The 21,932-nt window shown below is 63.0% G+C and carries 24 protein-coding genes; 9 read left to right on the top strand and 15 right to left on the bottom strand.

Going from position 1 to position 21,932, the window contains the following annotated elements; translation table 11 throughout:
• Positions 1 to 46 precede the first annotated feature (46 nt).
• Positions 47 to 1,252, bottom strand: a complete 1,206-nt coding sequence (locus tag ACKAMS_RS02120; protein WP_078377468.1) for an iron-containing alcohol dehydrogenase — start codon at positions 1,250 to 1,252, stop codon at positions 47 to 49.
• 419 nt (positions 1,253 to 1,671) lie between these two features.
• On the opposite strand from ACKAMS_RS02120, the gene ACKAMS_RS02115 reads away from it, so the two are divergent.
• Positions 1,672 to 2,034, top strand: a complete 363-nt coding sequence (locus tag ACKAMS_RS02115) for an RNHCP domain-containing protein (protein WP_003941922.1) — start codon at positions 1,672 to 1,674, stop codon at positions 2,032 to 2,034.
• Positions 2,035 to 2,049: 15 nt separating this feature from the next.
• Entirely contained in the window at positions 2,050 to 2,469 is a 420-nt protein-coding gene (locus ACKAMS_RS02110) for an RNHCP domain-containing protein (protein WP_031333082.1), read from the top strand.
• Here the strand turns inward: ACKAMS_RS02110 and ACKAMS_RS02105 are convergent.
• The 4 genes from ACKAMS_RS02105 to mdo all read right to left on the bottom strand — a co-directional run bounded on the left by ACKAMS_RS02105 (position 2,458) and on the right by mdo (position 6,825).
• Positions 2,458 to 2,805: a hypothetical protein gene (locus tag ACKAMS_RS02105; RefSeq protein WP_020968992.1), complete on the bottom strand. Its 348-nt coding sequence runs from the start codon at positions 2,803 to 2,805 to the stop codon at positions 2,458 to 2,460. The two genes, ACKAMS_RS02110 and ACKAMS_RS02105, sit on opposite strands and share 12 nt — an antisense overlap.
• 56 nt (positions 2,806 to 2,861) lie before the next feature.
• The gene (madC, locus tag ACKAMS_RS02100; RefSeq protein WP_408988532.1) at positions 2,862 to 4,385 is read right to left on the bottom strand and encodes a MadC family VWA domain-containing protein; all 1,524 of its coding nucleotides are present in this window, start codon (positions 4,383 to 4,385) and stop codon (positions 2,862 to 2,864) included.
• Entirely contained in the window at positions 4,382 to 5,464 is a 1,083-nt protein-coding gene (locus ACKAMS_RS02095) for a MadB family AAA-type ATPase (RefSeq protein ID WP_070796639.1), read from the bottom strand. The genes madC and ACKAMS_RS02095 overlap by 4 nt, the downstream gene beginning before the upstream one ends.
• Before the next feature lie 86 nt (positions 5,465 to 5,550).
• Positions 5,551 to 6,825 carry an NDMA-dependent methanol dehydrogenase gene (gene mdo, locus ACKAMS_RS02090; RefSeq protein ID WP_003942095.1) on the bottom strand — a complete coding sequence of 425 codons (1,275 nt, stop codon included), beginning with the start codon at positions 6,823 to 6,825 and terminating at the stop codon, positions 5,551 to 5,553.
• Positions 6,826 to 7,186: 361 nt separating this feature from the next.
• Between mdo and ACKAMS_RS02085 the strand changes: the two genes are divergently transcribed.
• Positions 7,187 to 8,242, top strand: coding sequence for a ferredoxin--NADP reductase (locus ACKAMS_RS02085; RefSeq protein ID WP_020906844.1), 1,056 nt, complete (start codon positions 7,187 to 7,189; stop codon positions 8,240 to 8,242).
• Here ACKAMS_RS02085 and ACKAMS_RS02080 read toward each other — a convergent pair.
• Both ACKAMS_RS02080 and ACKAMS_RS02075 read right to left on the bottom strand, forming a co-directional pair.
• Positions 8,214 to 9,533 (bottom strand): glycosyltransferase 87 family protein, encoded by a 1,320-nt coding sequence (locus ACKAMS_RS02080; protein WP_378668074.1) that lies wholly within the window; start codon positions 9,531 to 9,533, stop codon positions 8,214 to 8,216. The genes ACKAMS_RS02085 and ACKAMS_RS02080 overlap by 29 nt on opposite strands.
• A 38-nt stretch (positions 9,534 to 9,571) precedes the next feature.
• On the bottom strand, positions 9,572 to 10,309 hold the full coding sequence (locus ACKAMS_RS02075; protein ID WP_020906842.1) for a DNA alkylation repair protein: 738 nt from the start codon (positions 10,307 to 10,309) through the stop codon (positions 9,572 to 9,574).
• A gap of 361 nt (positions 10,310 to 10,670) precedes the next feature.
• On the opposite strand from ACKAMS_RS02075, the gene ACKAMS_RS02070 reads away from it, so the two are divergent.
• The gene (locus ACKAMS_RS02070; protein WP_029254873.1) at positions 10,671 to 11,039 is read left to right on the top strand and encodes an SPW repeat protein; all 369 of its coding nucleotides are present in this window, start codon (positions 10,671 to 10,673) and stop codon (positions 11,037 to 11,039) included.
• A gap of 13 nt (positions 11,040 to 11,052) precedes the next feature.
• Here the strand turns inward: ACKAMS_RS02070 and ACKAMS_RS02065 are convergent, their stop codons facing one another.
• Together ACKAMS_RS02065 and ACKAMS_RS02060 are read right to left on the bottom strand one after the other, a co-directional pair.
• Entirely contained in the window at positions 11,053 to 11,817 is a 765-nt protein-coding gene (locus ACKAMS_RS02065) for a glutamate racemase (RefSeq protein WP_029254872.1), read from the bottom strand.
• A gap of 42 nt (positions 11,818 to 11,859) precedes the next feature.
• Complete coding sequence (locus ACKAMS_RS02060; RefSeq protein ID WP_245206761.1) at positions 11,860 to 13,038, bottom strand: NAD(P)/FAD-dependent oxidoreductase; 1,179 nt, start codon at positions 13,036 to 13,038, stop codon at positions 11,860 to 11,862.
• Positions 13,039 to 13,222: 184 nt separating this feature from the next.
• Here ACKAMS_RS02060 and ACKAMS_RS02055 point away from each other — a divergent pair, with 184 nt between their 5' ends.
• From ACKAMS_RS02055 to ACKAMS_RS02035, 5 genes are read left to right on the top strand one after another with little or no spacing between them, the layout of a single operon-like run.
• Positions 13,223 to 13,690, top strand: coding sequence for an Asp23/Gls24 family envelope stress response protein (locus tag ACKAMS_RS02055; RefSeq protein WP_003941912.1), 468 nt, complete (start codon positions 13,223 to 13,225; stop codon positions 13,688 to 13,690).
• Entirely contained in the window at positions 13,687 to 14,064 is a 378-nt protein-coding gene (locus ACKAMS_RS02050; protein WP_019744280.1) for a hypothetical protein, read from the top strand. Before ACKAMS_RS02055 ends, ACKAMS_RS02050 begins: the two co-directional genes overlap by 4 nt.
• A gap of 1 nt (position 14,065) precedes the next feature.
• Positions 14,066 to 14,245, top strand: coding sequence for a hypothetical protein (locus ACKAMS_RS02045; protein WP_003942043.1), 180 nt, complete (start codon positions 14,066 to 14,068; stop codon positions 14,243 to 14,245).
• Positions 14,232 to 15,206: a DUF6286 domain-containing Asp23/Gls24 family envelope stress response protein gene (locus ACKAMS_RS02040; protein ID WP_019744281.1), complete on the top strand. Its 975-nt coding sequence runs from the start codon at positions 14,232 to 14,234 to the stop codon at positions 15,204 to 15,206. The genes ACKAMS_RS02045 and ACKAMS_RS02040 overlap by 14 nt, the downstream gene beginning before the upstream one ends.
• Positions 15,203 to 15,766 carry a hypothetical protein gene (locus ACKAMS_RS02035; RefSeq protein WP_019744282.1) on the top strand — a complete coding sequence of 188 codons (564 nt, stop codon included), beginning with the start codon at positions 15,203 to 15,205 and terminating at the stop codon, positions 15,764 to 15,766. Before ACKAMS_RS02040 ends, ACKAMS_RS02035 begins: the two co-directional genes overlap by 4 nt.
• Positions 15,767 to 15,884: 118 nt before the next feature.
• Here ACKAMS_RS02035 and tuf read toward each other — a convergent pair whose 3' ends face one another.
• The 6 genes from tuf to ACKAMS_RS02005 form a co-directional block, all read right to left on the bottom strand.
• Entirely contained in the window at positions 15,885 to 17,075 is a 1,191-nt protein-coding gene (gene tuf / locus ACKAMS_RS02030; RefSeq protein WP_019744283.1) for an elongation factor Tu, read from the bottom strand.
• A gap of 125 nt (positions 17,076 to 17,200) precedes the next feature.
• Positions 17,201 to 19,303 carry an elongation factor G gene (gene fusA, locus ACKAMS_RS02025; protein ID WP_003942073.1) on the bottom strand — a complete coding sequence of 701 codons (2,103 nt, stop codon included), beginning with the start codon at positions 19,301 to 19,303 and terminating at the stop codon, positions 17,201 to 17,203.
• Positions 19,304 to 19,504: 201 nt separating this feature from the next.
• Entirely contained in the window at positions 19,505 to 19,975 is a 471-nt protein-coding gene (rpsG, locus tag ACKAMS_RS02020) for a 30S ribosomal protein S7 (protein ID WP_003941856.1), read from the bottom strand.
• A complete protein-coding gene (rpsL, locus tag ACKAMS_RS02015; RefSeq protein ID WP_003941908.1) occupies positions 19,975 to 20,349 on the bottom strand; it encodes a 30S ribosomal protein S12 in 375 nt (124 codons plus the stop codon). Before rpsL ends, rpsG begins: the two co-directional genes overlap by 1 nt.
• A gap of 409 nt (positions 20,350 to 20,758) precedes the next feature.
• Positions 20,759 to 21,304, bottom strand: a complete 546-nt coding sequence (locus tag ACKAMS_RS02010) for a DUF3558 domain-containing protein (protein ID WP_408988531.1) — start codon at positions 21,302 to 21,304, stop codon at positions 20,759 to 20,761.
• A complete protein-coding gene (locus ACKAMS_RS02005) occupies positions 21,301 to 21,849 on the bottom strand; it encodes a DUF3558 domain-containing protein (RefSeq protein WP_021334054.1) in 549 nt (182 codons plus the stop codon). The genes ACKAMS_RS02010 and ACKAMS_RS02005 overlap by 4 nt, the downstream gene beginning before the upstream one ends.
• Positions 21,850 to 21,932 lie beyond the last annotated feature (83 nt).

Here is a 21,932-nt window from a genome sequence, read left to right as displayed (position 1 = left end):
TTCACCCTGCACCACATCACCCTGCACCGCATCACACTGGCCCTCTTCACAACGCACCTCTGAACAACGCCACCATCTGCTCCTGCGTCGCTTCCCTGGGATTGGTGGACATGCAGGCGTCGAGTAACGCGAAGCTGGCAAGTCGACTGAGGTCTTCCTCGCGAACACCCAACTCCCCCAGCCCCTTCGGGACCCCAACCTCCCGGGCGAGACGTTCGACCCGGTCGGCCACCGCCAGCGCTGCTTCCTCCGGGGTGCCGTGCTGTTCAGGAAGGCTCAGTGCCGCAGCGATGGCAACAAAGGGGGCAGCATCCGTCGTGGAATTGAATCGGATGACGTGGGGCAACAGAATTCCGTTGATGACGCCATGTGGCAGATCAAGCATGCCGCCCACCTGATGGCTCATGGCGTGCGCGGCTCCGAGTATCGCGTTGGTGAACGCCAACCCGGCCTCGAGACTCGCCTGCGCCATCACCGATCGAGCTTCCATCTCCATCGGGTCCTGGATCGTGTGCACCAGATTCTCCGTTACGAGGCCGACCGCGCGGAGCGCGTGATGATCGGTCAACGGATTGTGCGCCAGTGAGACGAAGGCTTCGATTCCGTGCGTCAGTGCATCCAATCCCGTTGCTGCATTGAGCCACTCGGGCATCGTCGTGAGCAACCGCGGATCGATGACCGTCACATCTGGCACCAGGGCACGGCCGATGATGGTGATCTTGGTGCCGCGGGTCGTGTCCGTGACGATGCAGAACTGCGACACGTCAGCGCCCGTTCCGGACGTAGTGGGAACCATCACCAACGGCGGGATCGGTTTTGTCGCCTGATCGACACCCTCGTAGTCGAGTATGTTGCCGCCGTTGGCAGCGAGGACGGCTACACCTTTAGCCGCGTCGATGACGGAACCGCCACCGAGCGCGATGATGACGTCGCACTCGCCTTCCTGGTACACCTCGAAACCGGCCGCGATCTCGAAGTCCTTGGGGTTGGGCGTCAGCCCTGACCACACTGTCGCGGTCAAGCCCTGCTCCGTGAGATGGTCCTCGAGTTCGCTGACCCACCCCGCGTCGATCAAGCCGGGATCGGTGACCAGAAACGGGCGGAACCCGCCGAACCGCAGAGTCGCGTGTGCTGCCTCGACCAGGGAACCGATACCGAAGACGATCTCGGGGGCGTGAAATTTGACCAGTCGAGCAGCAGTGCCGCGGCGATGAACACCGTGGTTCACAGCATCCGGATATGCCACGGACACGACCCCACTCTCCTCTCGCGCGGCACCGAGATCACCGCTTCGCGAATTCCCAGCTCGCTCGCCCGAGCACCAACTGGTGTGATCCACCTTACAAGTGCTGGCCCCGAGCCTACGCGGACAGCAGTCGGGGCACACCCACCGAAGGAGAGGCACTTACCTACCCGTTCGGGCAGGTAGTCGTCGCCGGAAATAGATGGCGCGGCAATCAGGTCCCGTTGTACTTTCGGTTCTGGCCAGAGCGGCCCGTAGTACCGATCCAGAAGGTGTTTATAACCCAGCCCGCGCCGAGCGCGCCTCTCGCCCCTGCACTGCCGGCAACCTCGAGGGTCACTTGCTGATCCCCGAAACGACGGACTGACAGCCGCGAGGCCACTCGGCCTGCTCCTACCTGCTTTATTCACTCAGCTAGGAGTTCTCCAGTGCCTCAATCACACAATTCCATCTCGAAAACCGACACCTTCTCGTGCATTCAGTGCGGACTCACCGTCATGACGTACGGCCCCGATGGTGATCGCCGAAACCACTGCCCCAGTTGCCTGCATTCCCGACACCTTTTCGACCAGGTGGAAGGTGGACCGTCGGACTGCGGAATGCGGATGGCCCCCATTTCGATCGCGGTGCTGCGAAGCGGCGATTGGATGATCATCCACCGCTGCGCACAGTGCCTCGAACTCACCTCCAACCCCGTCAGCCGTGACGACAACCAGTTGTTGTTGATGAGGATGGCGGTGCGGCCGCTCGCACAACCACCCTTCCCGCTCGAAGCCTTCGGCGACTTGTGAGGGGTGAGAAAGCAGATGCCACGTAGGAATCCCAGCACCCGCGCGCGGCGGGCACCGCAACGGACCAAGCACGTATTGCACGGAATCGGCGGCGAACAAGGATCAAGCTTCCGTTGTCTCACATGCCGTTTGGACATTTCCACTACGGCCCCGGGTACCGCACATCGGAACCATTGCCCGAACTGTCTGGCCAGCCGCCACGTCGATGGTCGTGTTCCGGGTGACCGGGCACAACAGTGCAGAGGTGCCATGGCGGCGCTGTGCCTGTCGGTCCGGCAGGACGGTGAGTGGATGCTCGTTCACCAGTGCGTCGAGTGCAATACGTTGAAAGTCAACAGGATCGCCGGCGACGACAACGCCTTGGTCTTGCTGCGGTTGGCGCTACGCCCGTTGGCGGATCCTCGACTGAGCTCGCGCGCGTTGCTAGCGCTCTGATCGATCGTCCGGCGTAATCGCGCGGTCCTGCGCGCGATTACGCCGGACGAACACCACGAACACGATCCCGGCAAGCAAGCCGACCGCCGTCGGTCCGAGGACCAGTCCCGAATACAGCCACGGGGCAGGTTCTGCCGGAAAGAGGTCCATGAATATGGGTCCGGTGTATGTCGGCTCGGCAAACGGCTCCCGATAGGATCCGCCGGTGAGAATGTGAGGTGATGCCAACGAGTTCCACCACCACTGAAACACGCCGAGCGCCACCAGCCCACACACGGCGCCGAGCACTGTCAGCGCCGCGATCGGTCGCCAGATCGATCCCCTGATTTCGGACATGAGATCAAACTAGTTCACGACGGATCGCGCAGTGACATCGGTGAAGTGCAGTGACATCAGCGAAGTGCGTGCCCCAGTTCAGCGGCCTTTGCCATCAGTTGCGCGGCATCTCGGGCAACAACAACCTCGTCGCAGATCTCCGAATACTCCGGCATCGCGCACGATGCCTGGTTCCAGTAACGCTGAGGTTCAGGCGTGATCCAGGCCAGACGGTGAACCTTTCGGCGGAGTTCCTCGAGCTTGTCCACCTGTGGGGGCAACCCGTTGCACCGACCGTCGCCCACGATGATGACGGACGTCCGTGAGTTCAAGCTGTTTCCGTGCTCGTCCAACAATTCTGTGAGCACTCGACCGTAATCGCTGCTGGCTTCCAGATCCAGACCCGGGTGCGCAAGTACCGCAGCCAGTGCGCCGTCACCGCTACTGGCGAGAAGGGTGTCGGTCACGTCGACCGGACGATCGACGAATGCGAGGACTTCACAACGATCTGCCCGGCGATGCATTGCCTGAGCCAACCGCAGAGTGAACGCGGTGATCGGGCGCACGGACAGCGACACGTCTGCGATGAGAAGTAGTCGAACACGATCGGGGCGAGGAGCTTTCACGACCAGGTGGAAGGGAATTCCGTCGGTGCGCAGACTCGAACGCACCGTGCGTCGCATGTCGAGATGCCCACGAGAGCGCTCCCGGGGCCGTGGTCTGGACGGTCCTCTCATCCGCCGAAGCACCTCGTGGCACGCGAGTTCGATGTCGTTGTGCGTTGCGCCCGCAGCAGATTCGCTGTCGGGCGCATCGGGAGCGCTTTCGGCGAGTGCAGCGGCCGAGAGTGCTTGCACGAACGCTTCGACCGCCTCGACGAGCCGGTTCAGTTGCGCCTGCGTCAGCGGCCCGTCGTCGGAGACGTCCGCATACGCTTTGCTCGGGTCGTATGCATCCAGCCAGGCGAGGATCGACGTCGGATCGTCCCAGGACAACGAACCGACGACTGCTGCAGCAACACTGGTGCTCAAGTCACCGACCACTGCCGATGCGGCACGGTCCACGTCGACCGTGTAACTGACTCCGCGTCGACCGGTCTCCGAACCGGTATCCACCGACAGTTCCGCATCGCTGGACGTCATCGACACATCGTCGTCGTCCTTGTGCGGGTTGAACCCCTTCTCCGCTTCCGGAGTGTCGAAGTAGTCGCCGACCTCGGCCGCGCGCTCGTTGTACTCGGCATACCGGCCTACTTCTTGATCCTCGTCGATCCCCAGCGCGGTGGGCAGACCGTCCGCCACCTCGGCGCGCGAAGCCACCCGCTCGGCGTGCGCTTTGCCTGCGGCAGGCCGGAACAGCGCGTCGAACGCCCGATCGAAACCGGCCTGTTCGTGAGAATACTTGGCGCACACTGCCCGAAGACATGCGCGCAACGTCTCACGATCCGAAGCTCCGACCATCGCGAGTACACGCCGAACCTCGATGACCTCGGCCGGTGACGTGGAAACCCCGGCTGCCCTCAGCAATCGGCCGAAACTCGCGGACACCACGTCGAGAACAAACGACGGTTGCCACACGGCGAGGCCACCGAGCGTCGTCATCGCGTCGAACGGATTCCGCTGCCGCCGCGGATTCCCTGTTGATGGGGGTCACGTCCACCGGTCCCCCGGAACACGGCCGTCGTCGTGTTGGCGGGTTTGCTTGCCACCGTGGATCGCTCGATCGGCTCACCACCGTCACGCGACGGCGATTCGAGAAGCTTTCCGTCGAATCGTTCCTTGGCCAGCGTCACATCCGACGAGTACTTGAGCAACGCCGTGAGCAGGATGTCGCGCACCTTGGCGTCGGAAGCGGTGTCGAATCCGCTGGCGGCGAGCACTGTTGCCGCTCTGGCCGCGTCGATGACCTCCGAGATGGACGGGCTCTTGCGCAGCGGGAGATCACGCAAGATGCGAGCCAATTCGACAACCTCGGTGGCCGTAGCCTCATCCACCTCCGGCGCTCGGGCGGTGACGATCTCGCGTTCACGCTCCGACGTCGGATAGCCGAGATGGTAATGCAGACAACGACGCTTGAGCGCGGGTGAGAGCTCGCGGGTGTCGTTGGACGTCAGGATGACCCAGGGCTGCGAGCGGGCAACGAACGTACCGACCTCGGGAATGGTGATCTGCTGTTCGGCGAGAATCTCGAGGAGCAGTGCTTCCATCGATTCCTCGGTGCGGTCCACCTCGTCGACCAGAAGCACTACCGGATCGGGTGAGAGGATAGCTTCGAGCAGCGGCCGCACGGACAGGAAGTTCTCGGAGTACAACCCGAAATCCTGATCGGCCAGAAACTTGGACGCTTCGGCGACGCTGTCGAATTCGGAAACCTGATCACTGATCCGGTCGCGAAGCATCTGCACGTGCAGGAGTTGCTTCGCGTAGTCCCATTCGTACAGGGCCCGATTGTCGTCGAGCCCTTCGTGGCACTGCAATCGCACCAGTTTGCGGCCCCCGATCGCAGCCAGAGACTTCGCCAGTTCCGTCTTGCCGACACCGGCCGGCCCTTCGAGCAGGAGCGGACGCCCCAGCGCCGTCGCCAGATGAACGACTACCGCGAACTCGTCATCGGCAATGTAGTCCTGCTCTCGCAGAGCATCTTTCACTTCGATTCCGCTGGAGAAACTGCGACCGGACATGGAATACCTTTCGATAGGGGCACAGCCCCTGTGCGCGCTCGAGGAGTCTCTGGACTCCTTAAGCGCGCACGGGGCCGAAGGCCCTGCTAGAAGTACGACTTGTTGATCGCGTGATCGACAACCGGGATCATCGACTCCACAGTGACCTCACGAGGGTTACCCGGGGTGCACCAGTCGTCCTGAATGTGCTCGGAGATGGCGCGCACAGTCTTCTCGTCACCCTTGATGACATCACCACGACCCTCGTACTTCTTGGTGTTCATCTGGTTCTTCGCGTACGAGTCTGTGCGAACCTGACCGAAGTTGTCGGGGATACCGACGTCCTTGGCCAGACGGATGGCAGCCTCGACGGCAGCGTCCGCGGCCTGAACCGTGGTGAGGTTGCGAGTGTCGACACCGAGTGCGCCGGCCAACTGGGCGTAGCGCTCGTAGCGCGAAGGCAGGTTGTACTCCCACACACGCGGCAACGCGATGGCGTTGTTCAAACCGTGGTGGCTGTCGAAAAATGCACTGACCGCGTGCGAGATCGAGTGAACGATGCCGAGGCCACCGGAGTTGAAGGCCTGTCCGGCAATGTACTGCGCGTTCATCATTCCCTCGCGGGCCTTGAGGTTGCGCGGCTCGAAGACGGCCTCGCGCAGGTTCTTCGCGACCAACTCGACCGAGTAGATCGCGTTACCGAGCGAAGGCGCGAAATCGAGACGAGACACGAAAGGCTCACTGCCGTGCGCGAGTACGTCGAAGCCGCAATACGCGGTGAAATGCTGAGGGCAGGTGTAGTAGAGCAGCGGATCGTCGATCGCCAACGTGACGATGGTCGCCTCGTCGAAGCCCACCCACTTGTGCGGGTTGTTCATGTCCGAGGTGTCAGTGATGACGTATGCCCACGACGTCTCGGATCCCGTTCCAGCCGTGGTGGATACGGCGATGTGCGGCGGGTTCTCCTTGTTGGTGGACTTGGCGAAGCCCTCGAACTCGTTGATGTTGCGACCGTCGTGTGCGATCACGACGCGAGCACCCTTGGCGGCGTCGTGGCTCGAACCACCGCCGATCGAGATGATCGAGTCGCACTTCTCCTTCTGATAGAGAGCCGCGGCCTCCATGACGTTGTAGTCCTTGGGATTCGACTCGACCTTGTCGTAGAGCACGACCTCGACACCCTGGTACTCGATCTTGCCGACGAGTTCCTCGATGATGCCCGAACCGCGCAGACCGGTCGTCATCAGAAGGGTGCGCTTGAAGCCGAGATTCTTGGCCTCCACACCGATGATGTCGTGAGCGCCCACACCCATCAGGGCGCGCGGGAAGGGGTGGAACTCCTTGATCGGAAAGTCCCAGATCTGGTTGAGCTCGATAGCCATCGGTATCTCCTCATGGATGTGCACGAATGTGACTGCGGGAGGGATTCGAGCCGATTCTTTGTGACCGGCGTCTCACCTGGTTCCCACTGTGTACCGACAAACACCCCGTGCACAGACTTCGGCAGCTCAACCGCCCGGACGCCGCCCGCGAACCGCCCGTTCGGGCAGGTCGTCGCCACCCCGGACCGCCAGGAAGGCCGGATCAGACTGCCGTGGTTCCCGCTGATCGGGAACGTGTTGCTCGGCGACTACGATCCCCAGTAGCTTTTCATCACTGCTAACATTGAACTAGAACACGTTCTAGATGTTGCACTTCACTGACCTGCGCTTTACCCAGCTTCACGAGAGGACTAGCTTCGCGATGACGACAGTCGAGGTACCGCACAGCTCGCGATCGGCGGTACTCACCGTGTCCGGAGTCATCGAAGAGACTTCCGACGCCCGGTCGCTGGTGTTCGAAATTCCCGCAGAACTGAAGGACAAGTTCGACTACAAGCCAGGTCAATTCCTGACCCTGCGCATCCCGAGTGATCAGACCGGCTCGGTCGCACGCTGCTACTCCCTGGCCAGTTCACCCTTCACCGACGACGCCCCCAAGGTGACCGTCAAGCGAACTGTCGACGGCTACGGCTCCAACTGGCTGTGCGACAAGCTCCAGGTCGGCGACACCATCGAAGTGCTGCCGCCGTCAGGTGTCTTCACGCCCAAGTCGCTCGATCACGACTTCCTGCTCTTCGGTGCAGGCAGCGGAATCACTCCGGTGATCTCGATTCTCAAGTCCGCCCTCACGCAGGGCAGCGGCAACGTCGTGCTGATCTACGCGAATCGCGACGAGAAGTCCGTCATCTTCGGCGCCGAACTGCGCGAGCTGGCAGCGCAACACCCCGGCCGCCTCACCGTGGTCCACTGGATCGAAACCGTGCAGGGACTCCCCGCTGTCTCGCAACTGGCGACGCTCGCCAAGCCATTTGTCGCGTACGAGGCCTTCATGTGCGGTCCAGGCCCCTTCATGGACGCCGTCCACAAGGCACTGGCAGAAGCGGGCATGCCCCGCACGCAGGTTCACGCCGAGGTCTTCAATTCACTCGCCGGCGACCCGTTCCGTGACGTCGAGGTAGCCGAGGTCTCCGACGAGGAAGCTGCCGACGCCGCAACCGTCGAGGTCGAACTGGACGGTGAAACCCACACCCTCGTCTGGCCGCGCAAGCAGACGCTCGTCGACATCATGCTCGCCAAGGGTCTCGACGTTCCGTACTCCTGCCAGGAAGGTGAGTGCGGGTCGTGTGCCTGCACCGTCACCGAAGGCGAAGTTCAGATGGACAACTCCGAGATCCTCGACGCCGAGGACGTGGCGAACGGCTACATCCTCGGTTGCCAGGCGAAGCCGATCACCGATCGCCTGAAGATCGAGTTCTGAACCCTGCTTCGATGCATGACGGCCCCTGATTCCCTGCGGAATCGGGGGCTTTGTCATCTTCGGAGCCATCCTCCGCGCCATCTTCCGAGTCCCGCCCCGTAACCCACTCCGGCGCCGTTGTGGGCAACCGCCACAACGCAAGAATCAGCACCAGGGTCACGATCAGGAAGCCCTCACGAAGGACCAACCCCAGCGGCAGCAGGAGCGGCGACGTCTCGATGAACTGCTGCCCCATGCTCGGCCCGCAATAGACGACGGCCAACCCCACAGCGGCCGCACCGAACTGCAGCGGCGATCGAAGCCGAAAGAGAACCGTGACGGCAGCAGGCACGAGATACACCCAGTGATGAATCCAGCTGATCGGCGAAAGAATCGGCGCACTCAAACCGATCACCAACGCCGCATCGACCCCACGACCGACGCGATGTACATCTCGGGCGACCCAGAGCGCTACCGCCGCGCACAGCACGGTCAACGGCATCGCCAGAGACTCCGTCCATGTGCCCAGTGCCGCAAGTCCGCCCTGCAGTGAACTGTTACCGGCACTCGCGATCGCCTGCCCGCTCAAGTCCACCCGGTCACTGAGGTTCCAGACGACGTCCGACCAGAAGGTCCAGCTGACGGCCGGGTCCACCATTGCTGCGACGGCGGTCGCCGCGGCAAATCCGATCGAACTCCAGATCGCGAGTCGCCACTGCTTCGTGACGACGAAGTAGACGATGAACAGCGCCGGCGTCAGCTTGATCGCGGCTGCGACGCCGATCAAAAGTCCTCGTGGAAACCACCGGCCGAATCTCGAATCGCCTCTGCGGGTCACGTCGAGCAGTACGAGCACCATCAGCACCAGGTTCACCTGGCCGAAGGAGATGTGCGCGCTGACGATGGGTGTCACCGACACGGCCAGGACCAATGCCGCCATGACGAGCGGCCGCTTGGGGACGCGAGCGGGAGTGAACTTGGCGACTGTCCACACCACCGCCGCGATGCACAACGCCGACCACAGCAGATAGGCCGTCCACCAGTCGAAGAGAACAGTCGGCCAGAGGAAGATCACCGCGAACGGGGTGTAGGTGAACGGCATGCCCTCGTCGACGATCAACGGGCCGACAAGGTTGCTCTCGTAGATGTTCGAGCCTGCGGCAAATGCCTGGGCAGCGTAGCGGTAGACGAGAAAATCAACGGGTTCGACGGCCCGAACGGAGTACACGAGATAACACAGAGCTGCGACGCCGGCAGCGATCAGTGAACCGATCGTCACAATTCGAGACGCCTCGACACGGGTGGCGGGCATACCGAGAATCGTCCCACAACCTACCGAGCGGTACTTCGCTAGCGGGCCGCCCGGAAGTGCGCTCGCTCGTCTGCGGTCAGGTGTTCGCACGCGTAGCTCAGCGCCGTGCGTCCCATGTCTGCTGCATTCTCAGTAAGGAAGCCGGTCAACAAATCCCGATCCACCCGCTTGCCCACCTCGCGGAGCATCCAGCCCATCGCTTTCTGGGTCAGGTCTCGTCGATCACCCAGCACCTGCGCGGCAAGCTCGAGCGTGGTCGACGCGTCGCCGCGAGTGATGAATCCGTACGTCGTCAGCAGCGCCACCCGTCGTCGCCACAGGTCACCCGAATCGGAAAGCTCGAAGATCAGCCGGCGATCTCGGTCGTACAGCCAGCCGCCGAGGATCTGTCCGGCGGACGAATCCACCAGATCCCAATTGTTGACCCGCCCGTCCTCGACAGCGGTCAGATAGAAGCCTGCGATGCGAGCGCGGCCCTCGCCGTCGAAAAATTTTGGGCGACTGACTTTTTCGAATTGAGCGACCAGGATCAGCAGCCCGGCCAATCGGTGCTCGTGAACGTCACTGTCGAGAAGGAGACGTATCTGAGGCAACGCGAGTCCGACGTGCTTCTTCACTACCGATCGCGTCTTCGGTACTCGCACGCCGATGAATACGTCACCCTCGCCGTACTCCCCCGGCGCTGTCTTGAAGAACCGCTGCAAGTGGACGGCATCTGCGGGATCCGCGAGGTCGGCCAACTGCTCGATCACGTCCGGGGCACTCGATTGCGTCACCCCAGAACCTTCTCACGGGTCGTCTGTGCGGACTCTTCGATTCTCTCAGCGTCCTCACACCGTGTGCCCTGCTCGGCCACAGGTCGGCAGACGACACTCGAGGACAGTCAGTGAAAGGACCACCCATGATCACCGCCGCTATCGCATTCACCACTCTCACCCTCATGGCACTCTCGGGACATATCGCGGCAAGCGCGCCGCGCGGGCTCGTGGCCATCCGGACGAATGGTCACAAATCTTGATATTCGAGCCCCCACATCGCCTCTAACTGCAACGCGAATGCAATTGGCGGAGAGTTGATCTCGATCTTCCGCGGGCGTGTACTACAGGTGGACACACTCTCATCTTTGGAGGTCTCGTCATGAAGTCGTGGAATCGAATGCAAGATGCCGTCGCGGTGGTTCTCGGCGTCTTTGCGGCTCTCTCGCCGATGTGGCTCGACACCACCGATCGGGCAATGTGGTCACTCGTCGTCCTGGGTGTCCTGGTTGCACTGTCGGGTCTGGCGCACATGGCACGTCCGGACATGACCATGGCGGATTACGCGATGGGTGTTTTCGGCGTCTTGATGTTCATTTCACCCTGGGTGATGAACTTCGACGCTCTGCGCGGTGCGTCGTGGACGGCCTGGGTTGTCGGGGTTCTGACCGTTGTGGTCGCGGTGAGTGCGATGCCGGTGATGAGTGCGCGGATGCATCACGGGGGTCACGGCGGCGTAGCCGCCCATTGACAGAGCGGCTTGATCAGGCTTTGATCGCGCCCAACAACCGCCCGGCGTCGAAGGCTTCGGCGCTGGGCGGTAGTGCGCCCGGACGACCGCTCACGAACACCTCGACGGTTCCCGATCCTTCGCCCACGGCACCGAGCCCGTCGATCCGCCGCAGAGTCTGTCGTGCAACGGCTTCGGCGCTGTCGAAGAGTGTGACGCCGGCGGGTAACCGTGCTGCGATCTCGTCGGCGAGCAGTGGGTAGTGGGTGCACCCGAGGACAACGCCGCTGACGTCGTCCGGCGTCCGGGCAACCGCGGAATCGATGGCAGCAAGTGCGGCTGCGCGATCACCGAGATCTATCGAATCGGCCAGGCCGTGGCACGGCACTCCGACGACCTTGGCGCCGTTGCCGAACTGCTCGATCAGATCGGCTTGGTACCGGCTGGCCGTCGTCGCGGCTGTAGCCCAGATCGCCACTGAATCGCACGCGGCAGCGGCGGGTTTGATCGCGGGCACCGTTCCGATGACCGGTACTTCCGGCCCGACCAGTTCTCGCACGTGTGGCAGCGCGGTGACGCTGGCGGTATTGCATGGAAGAACGATGACCTGAGCCCCACGATCGAGGCTCCGCCGCACCGCACCGAGTACCCGGTCGACGACCCACGGCTCAGGCTTGGGGCCCCAGGGGGCGCCGTCCGGATCCAGGGAGAGCACCAGATCGAGATCCGGGCGCAGGCGTCTGAGCCACGCAGAGGTAGGGAGCAGGCCCAGTCCCGAGTCGATGAGTGCAACGATCACCGCACAAATCTATCGCCTCGGAACCGGTCCTGCCTCATCCGTTCAGGCCGGTGTGGACTCCAACACGTCAGAGATGGGCGTGCCGGCTGCGATCTTGGCGCGCATCTTCATCACCGCTCCCGCGCTGCCTCCGCCGACGACAGCTGCCAGCACACCGTCGCGCTCGTAGTAGGCGACGAACTTTCGGCCGTCGTCCTTGACGATGTGAACGGTGTCCGTGGGTGCGACGGTCCCCAACGCCTGGATCTTGACGTCGTACTGATCGCTCCAGAAGTAGGGAACCTGCGCCGGCGCATCGGGATCACCCGTTCCGGTGAGCGCTCCCGCCAGGATCTTGGCCTGGTCGCCCGCATTGGTCCAGTGTTCGACGCGCTTGCGTCGATCACCGATCTGCCAGGACGCGACGTCGCCGACGGCCCAGACGTGTTCGGTACTGGTGCGGCCGACGCCGTCGCAGAGCACTCCGTTGTCGAGTTCGATTCCCGAACCGTCGAGCCATCCCGTGACCGGCACCGAACCGACTCCGATCGCCACCACGTCGACCGGGATCTCCGAACCGTCGCTCAAGGTCGCAGTGGCAACCGCTCCGTCGCCGGACAACGAGGTCAAGCCGGTGCCGACGCGGACATCGACGCCCTCGTTCCGATGCAGACGTTCGACGAGGGCGCCAACGGTGGGGCCGAGCACCGACGCCAGCGGTGTCGGCTGGGGTTCGAGCAACACGACGTCGACGCCCTGAGACTTCATGCTGGCGGCCAGTTCGCAGCCGATGAAGCCGGCCCCGACGATCAGCGCACGCTTGCCGGGAGCCAGCTCGGCGCGAAGGGCCAGCGCCTCCTCGATGGAGCGCAGAACGTGCACTCCGGACAGCTCCGGAAGGCCGGCAATGCGACGCGGAGTCAGTCCGGTCGCGATGACCAACTCGTCGTAGTCGAGGGTGGATCCGTCCGCGAACGCCACCGACTTTGCGGCAGTGTCCACCGAGGTCGCGGGCGAACCGAGCTTGAGATCCACCTTGTTCTCGACGTAGAACTCTGCCGGACGCAGCGTCGTCTCGTCCTTGTCGCCGCGGATCACTTCCTTCGACAGCGGCGGCCGGTCGTAGGGCAGATGTGTTTCCCCACCGGCGAGCGTCAATTCACCCTCGAAGCCTGCTCGTCGCAGTTCCTCGACGGTCCGCAGCCCCGACAACCCCGCACCCACGATCACTATCCGTGCCACCACGTACCACCCTGTCCGACCCACGTCACTAGCAGCGCTCACTATGAACGCCGTCACTATTTGCCCCCGACTCTGCCATACCAAATGCCGGAGTAGGTGTGGTGCATCCCGCATGGCCACCTACCAGTCACTACAGTTGGAGGTACTTCAGACGCACGCACTGACACATGAGCAGGGAGCCCCCATGACCAGCGATTCCAGTGAAAAGAACAGCGTCCGATTCGGCGCCGACGGTGGCGCGGAACTAGTCAGCACCCAGGGCAAGACGATCATCGCCGACGCCGTGGTCGCCAAGATCGCCGGTATCGCGACCCGCGAGATCAACGGCGTGTACGACGTCGGTGGGGGCACCGCGCGCGCGGTGGGGGCACTTCGCGACCGCATTCCGGGCGCCCGCGTCAACCACGCCCAGGGCGTGGCGGTGGAAGTGGGCGAGAAACAAGCCGCCATCGACATCGGCATTGTCGCCGAATACGGCGTCGCACTCCACGAATTGGCGGTAGGTATCCGCCGAAACGTCATTGCCGCAGTCGAAAGCATGACGGGTCTCGAGGTCACCGAGGTCAACATCACCGTCTTCGACGTCATGCTCTTCGAGGATGCAGAGAGCGGCGGCAGTACCGATCCGGAAGCCAAGCCGAGGGTTCAGTGAGTACCGCCGACGCCGGCCGCGAGATCGACGCGGCCGAGGTCGTCGCCGACGCAGTTCTTGCGATTCCGGAAGTGGCAGATCTGCACGGCGGGCAATTCGGTGAGGTGGGAACCTACCTCCCCGGACGCCGAGTCACCGGCGTCGTCGTCGACGAAACCTCTTGTGCGGTACACATTTCCGTTCACTATCCGGCCGATGTTCGCGGCGTCGCCGAACGCGTCCGAGCGGTGGTGGCACGGTTGGTCGACGTACCGGTGAACGTGACCGTCGGAGACTTGTCGACAGCGGGATATCCACCCGAAAATTCCGAAGATGCCGTCACCGAGCTTTCCACCGTCACCGAGATCGCACCGAACATTCGAGAAGGGAACTGACATGAACAGCACTACCGTCGGACTGCTGGTCGGTCTGCTCCTCGCGCTCGCCGGAATCATGGGCGGATTCAGCGGATTCGTCTTCGCCGTCCTGCTCGGCGCCGCCGGTATGGCGATCGGAGCACACCGCGACGGACATCTCGATCTCGGCGCGATCCTCCGAAGCCGTGGCCGTGGCTGAGCCGACCACTCCGAACGCGGCAGACGATCCCGGCCTACGAGGTTCACTGGTCATCAAGGACCGGGCGATGGCCAAGATAGCCACTGCCGCAGCGGTGAACGTCCCGGGGGTGGTCCGCCAGTCCGGTGGCTTGACCCGCCTGACCGGGCGCGACCTTCCGCGAGCCGACATCTCGATGGGCAGCGACGCCGTGGCCATCAATCTGTTCCTCGCTGTGTCCTGGCCATGTTCGGTCACCGAACTGACCGGTCGCGTGCGGGCAGAAGTCGGACGCAGCGTCGAGTCGCTGACCGGCCTGCCCCTCCACGACATGAACGTCATGATCGCGGCAACCGAGGGTTCTGACGAATCCTGTGTTTCCGGCGTCGAAATCGCGGAAGGCCCCGCACAGGAGGCACTCTCGGATCCGATTCCACCCCGAGTTCCCTCCGCGAACCCCGCCGCCGCGGTGTCAGCCGTCGTCATCGCGTGCGGTCTACTCGCACTCGCTTTCGTGGTCTCGCGCGAATGGTTCATCAATCGCGGAACCTTCGATTCGGCGCCCTGGATCCGGAACTCCGTGGAGTGGACGTCGCGTCTGCACTGGCAACCGTGGCTGCTTCCGGTGGCGATCGCTGCCGTTGTCGCGGGTGTTGTCCTGATCATGTCCGCCCTCAAACGCCGGGCGAAAACCCATGTGCCGTTGGGTAACCCGAGCGCGTCGACGGTATGGATGCGGCCGACGGACATTGCACGTCTGTGCAGTAGCCACGCAGCGGTCGTTCCCGGCGTCGACTCGGCCCACACCAGCGTCGACCGCAAACACATCAAGGTCCACATCGAATCCACCGGCGGCGATCGAACCGAACTGGCCGCGGCCGTCGACGCGGCAGTTCGGCCTCATCTCGCGATACTCCAGCAGCCACTGCAGCTTTCGGTAGTCGTGAGAGAAACGCCAGTACGACGAAAGGACGCCTCGTGAACCGCTGGATCTCCGCGGTCGATCGGACCATCGTCCTCATCGTCGGAATCGCACTCCTCGCGGCGGGCGCATACGCCATCGCGTGGGACGCGGGTGCCTCACTGATCAGGACCTGGGTGTCACGACTCGATCGTGAGGTCCTCTTCGGTCTTCCGGAGGAGCCTTGGTGGCACTGGGTGCTGTCGGGCACCTTCATCCTCTGCGTCTTCGCCGGTTTCGGGCTGTTGTACCTGAACCTTCGTCGACGCCGAACGAGCGCAGTCACATTGCGGCACAACGAGTCCGGTACCGACGTCAGTGTGGATCTGGGACCGGTCGCCGACGGCGTAGCGGCAGAACTCGCCCAGCTGAGCGGCGTGCGCAGCACCAGAAGCAAAGCGACGATCGATCGCGGACTGCCAACGCTGTCGATTGTCGTCACCGCAGACCCGGCGATCGATGTCGTCGGCTTCACCACTTCGGCCGAACACATCGCCCGTGCAACCAGGCGAAGCCTCGACGGCTCACCTGTCGCGGTACAGGTTCTGTTGCATCTCGACCGGGTAGAAGCCTCCAAGTAGAAGCACCCCGAACAACCGATCGCAGACCACCTGGCCATAGACACAGAAAAGGCGCTCACTCCCCGAAGGGAATGAGCGCCTTTCCTAGTGCTGTGAATCAGCTAGCGAGACAAGAGTCTCACTTGATGATCTTGGCAACCTTGCCGGCGCCGACCGTACGGCCGCCTTCGCGAATTGCGAAGCGCAGGCCCTCGTCCATGGCGACAGGCTGGATGAGCTTGACGGACATCTCGGTGTTGTCACCGGGCATGACCATCTCGGTGCCCTCAGGCAGCGTCACGACGCCCGTAACGTCCGTGGTACGGAAGTAGAACTGCGGGCGGTAGTTGTTGAAGAACGGGGTGTGGCGGCCGCCCTCGTCCTTCGACAGGATGTATGCCTGGCCCTCGAACTCCGTGTGGGGAGTCGTGGTGCCCGGCTTGACGACAACCTGTCCACGCTCGACATCTTCGCGCTTGATGCCACGAACGAGCAGTCCGACGTTGTCGCCGGCCTGGCCCGAGTCGAGCAGCTTGCGGAACATCTCGATACCCGTGACGGTGGTCTTGGTGGAGGTCTCCTTGATGCCGACGATCTCCACCTCCTCGTTCACGTTGACCGAGCCACGCTCGATACGACCGGTGACAACCGTGCCACGGCCGGTGATCGTGAAGACATCCTCGACGGGCATGAGGAAGGGCTTGTCCGTCTCGCGGACCGGGTCCGGAATGGACTCGTCGACTGCAGCCATCAGGTCGAGGATGGACTGCGTCCACTTCGGGTCACCCTCGAGTGCCTTGAGTGCCGAGATCGGAATGACGGGGGCTTCCTCGTCGAATTCCTGAGCGGCCAGCAGTTCGCGGACCTCCATCTCGACGAGCTCGAGGATCTCGTCATCGTCAACCATGTCGGCCTTGTTCAGGGCGACGAGGATGTAAGGAACGCCAACCTGGCGAGCGAGCAGGACATGCTCGCGCGTCTGGGGCATCGGGCCGTCGGTAGCTGCGACGACGAGGATAGCGCCGTCCATCTGAGCTGCGCCGGTGATCATGTTCTTGATGTAGTCGGCGTGACCCGGTGCATCGACGTGCGCGTAGTGGCGCTTTTCCGTCTGGTACTCAACATGCGAGATGTTGATCGTGATGCCACGAGCCTTTTCCTCGGGAGCCTTGTCGATCTGATCGAAGGCCGAAGCCTCGTTCAGGTCGGGGAATGCATCCGCGAGAACCTTGGTGATGGCCGCCGTCGTCGTGGTCTTGCCGTGGTCGACGTGACCAATGGTGCCGATGTTCACGTGCGGCTTCGTCCGCTCGAACTTCGCCTTCGCCACTTTGTGTCCTCCTGGACTGTTGTTGCTTGCCGTATGCAGCAGTGCGGTTGGTTGTTACTTGGTCGTGCTTCGTGCCGGAAGCAACCGAGGTCACTTGCCGGCGCGGGCTGGGGAGCTCGCTGTGCTTACTCGCCCGTCGCCTTGGCGATGATTTCCTTCGAGACGTTCGCGGGAACCTCTGCGTAGGAATCGAACACCATGGAGAAGTTCGCACGGCCCTGGGTCTTCGACCGCAGGTCACCGATGTAACCGAACATCTCCGAGAGCGGAACCAGCGCCTTCACGACACGGGCACCACTGCGTTCCTCCATGGCCTGGATCTGGCCACGGCGGGAGTTGAGGTCGCCGATCACGTCGCCCATGTACTCCTCGGGCGTTGTGACCTCGACAGCCATGAGCGGCTCGAGAATGACGGGGCCGGCCTTGCGGGCGGCTTCCTTCAGTGCCTGCGAACCGGCAACCTTGAACGCCATTTCCGAGGAGTCGACGTCGTGGTAAGCACCATCGAGCAGCGACAGCTTCAGGTTCACGAGCGGGTAGCCGGCGAGAACACCGTACTGCATCGCGTCCTGCGCGCCGGCATCCACGGAGGGAATGTACTCGCGCGGGATACGTCCGCCGGAGACCTTGTTCTCGAACTCGTAGGTAGCACCGTCTTCGCCCACGAAAGGCTCCAGAGCGATGATGACCTTTGCGAACTGGCCCGAGCCACCCGTCTGCTTCTTGTGGGTGTAGTCGTGCTTCTCGACCTTCTTGGTGATGGTCTCGCGGTACGCAACCTGCGGCTTACCGACGTTCGCCTCGACCTTGAACTCGCGACGCATGCGGTCGACGAGGATGTCGAGGTGGAGCTCGCCCATACCGCCGATGACGGTCTGACCGGTCTCTTCGTCGAGTTCGACCGAGAAGGTCGGATCCTCTTCGGCCAGCTTCTGGATCGCGACGCCCAGCTTTTCCTGGTCGGACTTGGTCTTGGGCTCGATGGAGACCTGGATGACCGGCGCGGGGAACGACATCGACTCGAGGACGATGGGGCTCGCCTGATCGCACAAGGTGTCACCGGTGGTGGTGTCCTTGAGGCCGATCATTGCGTAGATGTGGCCGGCTACGGCCTCGTCTACCGGGTTCTCCTTGTTGGCGTGCATCTGGAAGAGCTTTCCGATGCGCTCCTTCTTGCCCTTGGTTGCGTTGAGCACCTGAGCGCCCGGATCGATACGACCCGAGTACACGCGGACGAAGGTCAGCTTGCCGAAGAACGGGTGAGCAGCGATCTTGAAGGCGAGAGCCGAGAACGGCTCTTCCTTGCTCGGCTTGCGAGTGATCTCTACTTCTTCGTCACCGAGCTTGTGGCCGACGACCTCGCCGATGTCCAGCGGGTTCGGCAGGTAATCGATGACTGCGTCGAGCATGGGCTGAACGCCCTTGTTCTTGAACGCGGAGCCACAGATGACCGGGTACAGCTCGGAAGCGACCGTCATCTTGCGGATGGCGCCCTTGATTTCCTCGACCGTGAGCTCTTCGCCGCCGAAGTACTTCTCCATGAGAGCTTCGTCGGACTCGGCAACGGTTTCGAGCAGCTTCTCGCGGTACTCTGCAGCCTTCTCGACGAGGTCCGCGGGGATCTCTTCGATGGTCGGCAGTGCACCGGTCGGAACTACGCCGCGCCAGGTGATGGCACGCATCTCGACCAGGTCGACGACGCCGTCGAAGTCGTCCTCAGCGCCGATGGGCAGCTGGAGAACGAGCGGCTTCGCGCCGAGACGGTCGATGATGGTCTGGACTGTGAAGTAGAAGTCCGCGCCCATCTTGTCCATCTTGTTGACGAAGCAGATGCGCGGAACGTCGTACTTGGCAGCCTGACGCCAAACCTGCTCGGACTGCGGCTCGACACCTTCCTTACCGTCGAAGACAGCAACTGCGCCGTCGAGCACGCGCAGCGACCGCTCCACCTCGACCGTGAAGTCGACGTGGCCGGGGGTGTCGATGATGTTGATCTGGTTGTTGTTCCAGAAGCAAGTCACGGCGGCAGACGTGATCGTGATGCCGCGTTCCTTCTCCTGCTCCATCCAGTCCGTCGTCGACGCACCGTCGTGCGTCTCACCGATCTTGTAATTGACACCGGTGTAGAACAGGATGCGCTCGGTGGTGGTGGTCTTGCCGGCATCGATGTGCGCCATGATGCCGATGTTGCGGACCTTGTTCAGGTCAGTCAGCACTTCCTGTGCCACAGGTTTCTTCCCCGCTCGTTGCTTGGTTTTCGGGTGTCGGCCGTATCCGGTGTGTTCCACCGTCAAGGCCATGGTCTTTCAATTATGTCTCTGCCGAGGCGAACCTGGCCACCTGCGTCCGGAAACCGGCGAGATGATCAGGTCGCCAACGGCGACAAGCGTCGGAGCCCCACCCGATGGCAGTTGCTCCGACGCTTTACATCACCAGCGGTAGTGGGCGAATGCCTTGTTGGCTTCGGCCATCTTGTGAGTGTCTTCGCGACGCTTCACAGCTGCACCGAGGCCATTGCTGGCATCGAGGAGCTCGTTGGCGAGACGCTCGACCATGGTCTTCTCACGACGTGCACGCGAGAAGGTGACCAGCCAGCGCAGTGCCAGCGTGGTGGAACGACCGGGACGAACCTCGACCGGCACCTGGTAGGTAGCGCCACCGACGCGGCGGCTACGAACCTCGAGTGCAGGCTTGACGTTGTCCAGGGCGCGCTTGAGAGTGACGACCGGATCGGTGCCGGTCTTCTCGCGTGCCTGCTCGAGAGCCTGGTACACGATTCGCTCTGCGGTGGACTTCTTGCCGTCCAGCAGGATCTTGTTGACGAGCTGCGTCACCAACGGGGAACCGTAAACCGGGTCGTTGATGAGCGGGCGCTTCGGAGCGGGGCCCTTACGTGGCATTAGCTCTTCTCCTTCTTGGCGCCGTAGCGGCTGCGTGCCTGCTTGCGACCCTTGACACCCTGGGTGTCCAGGGAGCCGCGGATGATCTTGTAACGGACACCCGGGAGGTCCTTCACACGACCGCCACGGACGAGCACCATGGAGTGCTCCTGAAGGTTGTGACCTTCACCGGGGATGTACGCGGTGACCTCGACCGAAGTCGTGAGGCGAACACGTGCGACCTTACGGAGCGCGGAGTTCGGCTTCTTGGGGGTGGTGGTGTACACGCGAGTGCACACGCCACGACGCTGCGGGCTGCCCTTGAGGGCTGCCGTCTTGACCTTGGCGGTCTTGTCGCGGCGACCCTTGCGGACCAGCTGGTTGATGGTTGGCATTTACCGGCTTTCTTGTGACGAACAGACTGCTCGAGCGAACTCGGGCCGTTCGAAAACGTGGCTGTTCTGAAATTAGGGATCTAGCAGTTGGAGCAAGAGAGCTGCTGCTCCTCACCCACCTCAGAGTCTGTACTCAGCACTTTCATGCCGCGCACTGCCCCCGAGGTCGGGCGTGTCGCATACCCCCACACAGGCAGCCGGATGCTCGTTCATCAGCAGTTTCTGCTCGAACGCGCGCACGGCAATACCTAGCTAGGCACACAGATCGGCCCGGGCATGCCGGACACGACCCATAACGATACCTGTCGGCGCGCCACGAGGTCAAAGCGAGGCCACGGTGATAGTGACCTCACGCTCTGACCAGACACTCTGGCTGCAAACTCAGACCACGCAGCCGGACCGGTCACGATCAGATGCTGCGGTTCAACGTCAACGCGCCGAGCTTTGCCGCAGCCTCGCACGGATCCGCGCCGCCCTGCGGCTCGGTGACCCACCAACCGAACACTCCCCCGGCCGGTGCGCTCGCGCTCACGCCGCAACTCTGCGGATCGGCCAGCTGGCGAACCTCGTAACCGCCACTGCCGTTGATGTCGATTTTCGCCACCACGTATCCCAGATGTTCGAAAGCAGCGCGCTCGTGATCGAGGGTGCCCGTCTCGAACCAGTTGAAGGTGATCTTGATCGGACCCGCGGCCCCGATGCCGTCCCAACGGCAGATGGCGCCGAAGAACCCACGCCCGACGGCGTCGGCACCCACGGCACCGGCGATCTGCTCGTCGGTGACGGCTTCGCATTCTTGGAGGACGTTCGCGAATTCCTGGCTGTCACTACCGCCGTAGCTGCCCTCCGCACGGGGAGTCCCGGTGACCACGGAGCCGCACCCCGTGAGTAGAACCAGCGACCCAGCCAGGGCGAGCCCGATCCTTACGCGCTTCACGGCGCCCTCGAACTTCACTGTGCCCTCGAAACTGTTTTTTCCATCAGATCCCGCGCCACCGTGCATGGATCCGCGGTCGGTGGCAGCAAGCCGTAGGTGATCGACCAGTGCACGAAGTCTCCGCCGAACGCGATACCCAACTCGCACAACGAACCTGCCGTGGACGCGATGAAGCCTTGATGACCGCCGATCGTGATGTCGTCGGCAGGACGTCCGAGCAGGTCGGACCCTGCCCGTTCGCGGCCGATCGGGCTACCGCGGTACCAGGAGAAACTGACGCTCGGACCGCTCGAACCAGCGACCTCCCACTGGCAACCGACGCCGTTGCGCGTCGTCGTCGCAAAAGTGCCGAGGTTGAAGGCGTTGACAACTTCTTCGTCGGTCACCGAGCCGCATTCGGCGAACATCGGACCGGGATCGGTGGGTGCGAGTGCCTGCGAACCCGCGCCGTCGCCCGGCTGATCGACGGCCCCGTCGTCGGAGCTGCAGCCGACCACCGCCGAAAGCACGGCAGCCGAGACCAATACCGAAGTCCCGATCGAAGTGAGGGTGCGTGCGGCCATGGAGCCGACTGTACTTCTCGGTGGCCCCCGACACACGCCACGTGCGCACCTCGCTCATCGGTCGCCGCCACGCCGCTACCGAT

Source organism: Rhodococcus sp. 5A-K4 (assembly GCF_046097995.1).
Lineage (GTDB): Bacteria > Actinomycetota > Actinomycetes > Mycobacteriales > Mycobacteriaceae > Rhodococcus_F > Rhodococcus_F erythropolis.
This window is presented reverse-complemented; position numbering and strand designations above follow the sequence as displayed.

Bases quoted from the DNA above. Each gene is read 5' to 3' on its own strand.
- rpsL (WP_003941908.1), bottom strand. From the start codon at position 20,349: ATGCCAACCATCAACCAGCTGGTCCGCAAGGGTCGCCGCGACAAGACC.
- ACKAMS_RS02055 (WP_003941912.1), top strand. From the start codon at position 13,223: ATGACCAGCGATTCCAGTGAAAAGAACAGCGTCCGATTCGGCGCCGAC.
- mdo (WP_003942095.1), bottom strand. From the start codon at position 6,825: ATGGCTATCGAGCTCAACCAGATCTGGGACTTTCCGATCAAGGAGTTC.
- ACKAMS_RS02105 (WP_020968992.1), bottom strand. From the start codon at position 2,805: ATGTCCGAAATCAGGGGATCGATCTGGCGACCGATCGCGGCGCTGACA.
- ACKAMS_RS02085 (WP_020906844.1), top strand. From the start codon at position 7,187: ATGACGACAGTCGAGGTACCGCACAGCTCGCGATCGGCGGTACTCACC.
- ACKAMS_RS02080 (WP_378668074.1), bottom strand. From the start codon at position 9,533: ATGCCCGCCACCCGTGTCGAGGCGTCTCGAATTGTGACGATCGGTTCA.
- ACKAMS_RS02005 (WP_021334054.1), bottom strand. From the start codon at position 21,849: ATGGCCGCACGCACCCTCACTTCGATCGGGACTTCGGTATTGGTCTCG.
- ACKAMS_RS02070 (WP_029254873.1), top strand. From the start codon at position 10,671: ATGAAGTCGTGGAATCGAATGCAAGATGCCGTCGCGGTGGTTCTCGGC.
- ACKAMS_RS02095 (WP_070796639.1), bottom strand. From the start codon at position 5,464: ATGTCCGGTCGCAGTTTCTCCAGCGGAATCGAAGTGAAAGATGCTCTG.
- madC (WP_408988532.1), bottom strand. From the start codon at position 4,385: ATGACGACGCTCGGTGGCCTCGCCGTGTGGCAACCGTCGTTTGTTCTC.
- ACKAMS_RS02045 (WP_003942043.1), top strand. From the start codon at position 14,066: ATGAACAGCACTACCGTCGGACTGCTGGTCGGTCTGCTCCTCGCGCTC.
- rpsG (WP_003941856.1), bottom strand. From the start codon at position 19,975: ATGCCACGTAAGGGCCCCGCTCCGAAGCGCCCGCTCATCAACGACCCG.
- ACKAMS_RS02110 (WP_031333082.1), top strand. From the start codon at position 2,050: ATGCCACGTAGGAATCCCAGCACCCGCGCGCGGCGGGCACCGCAACGG.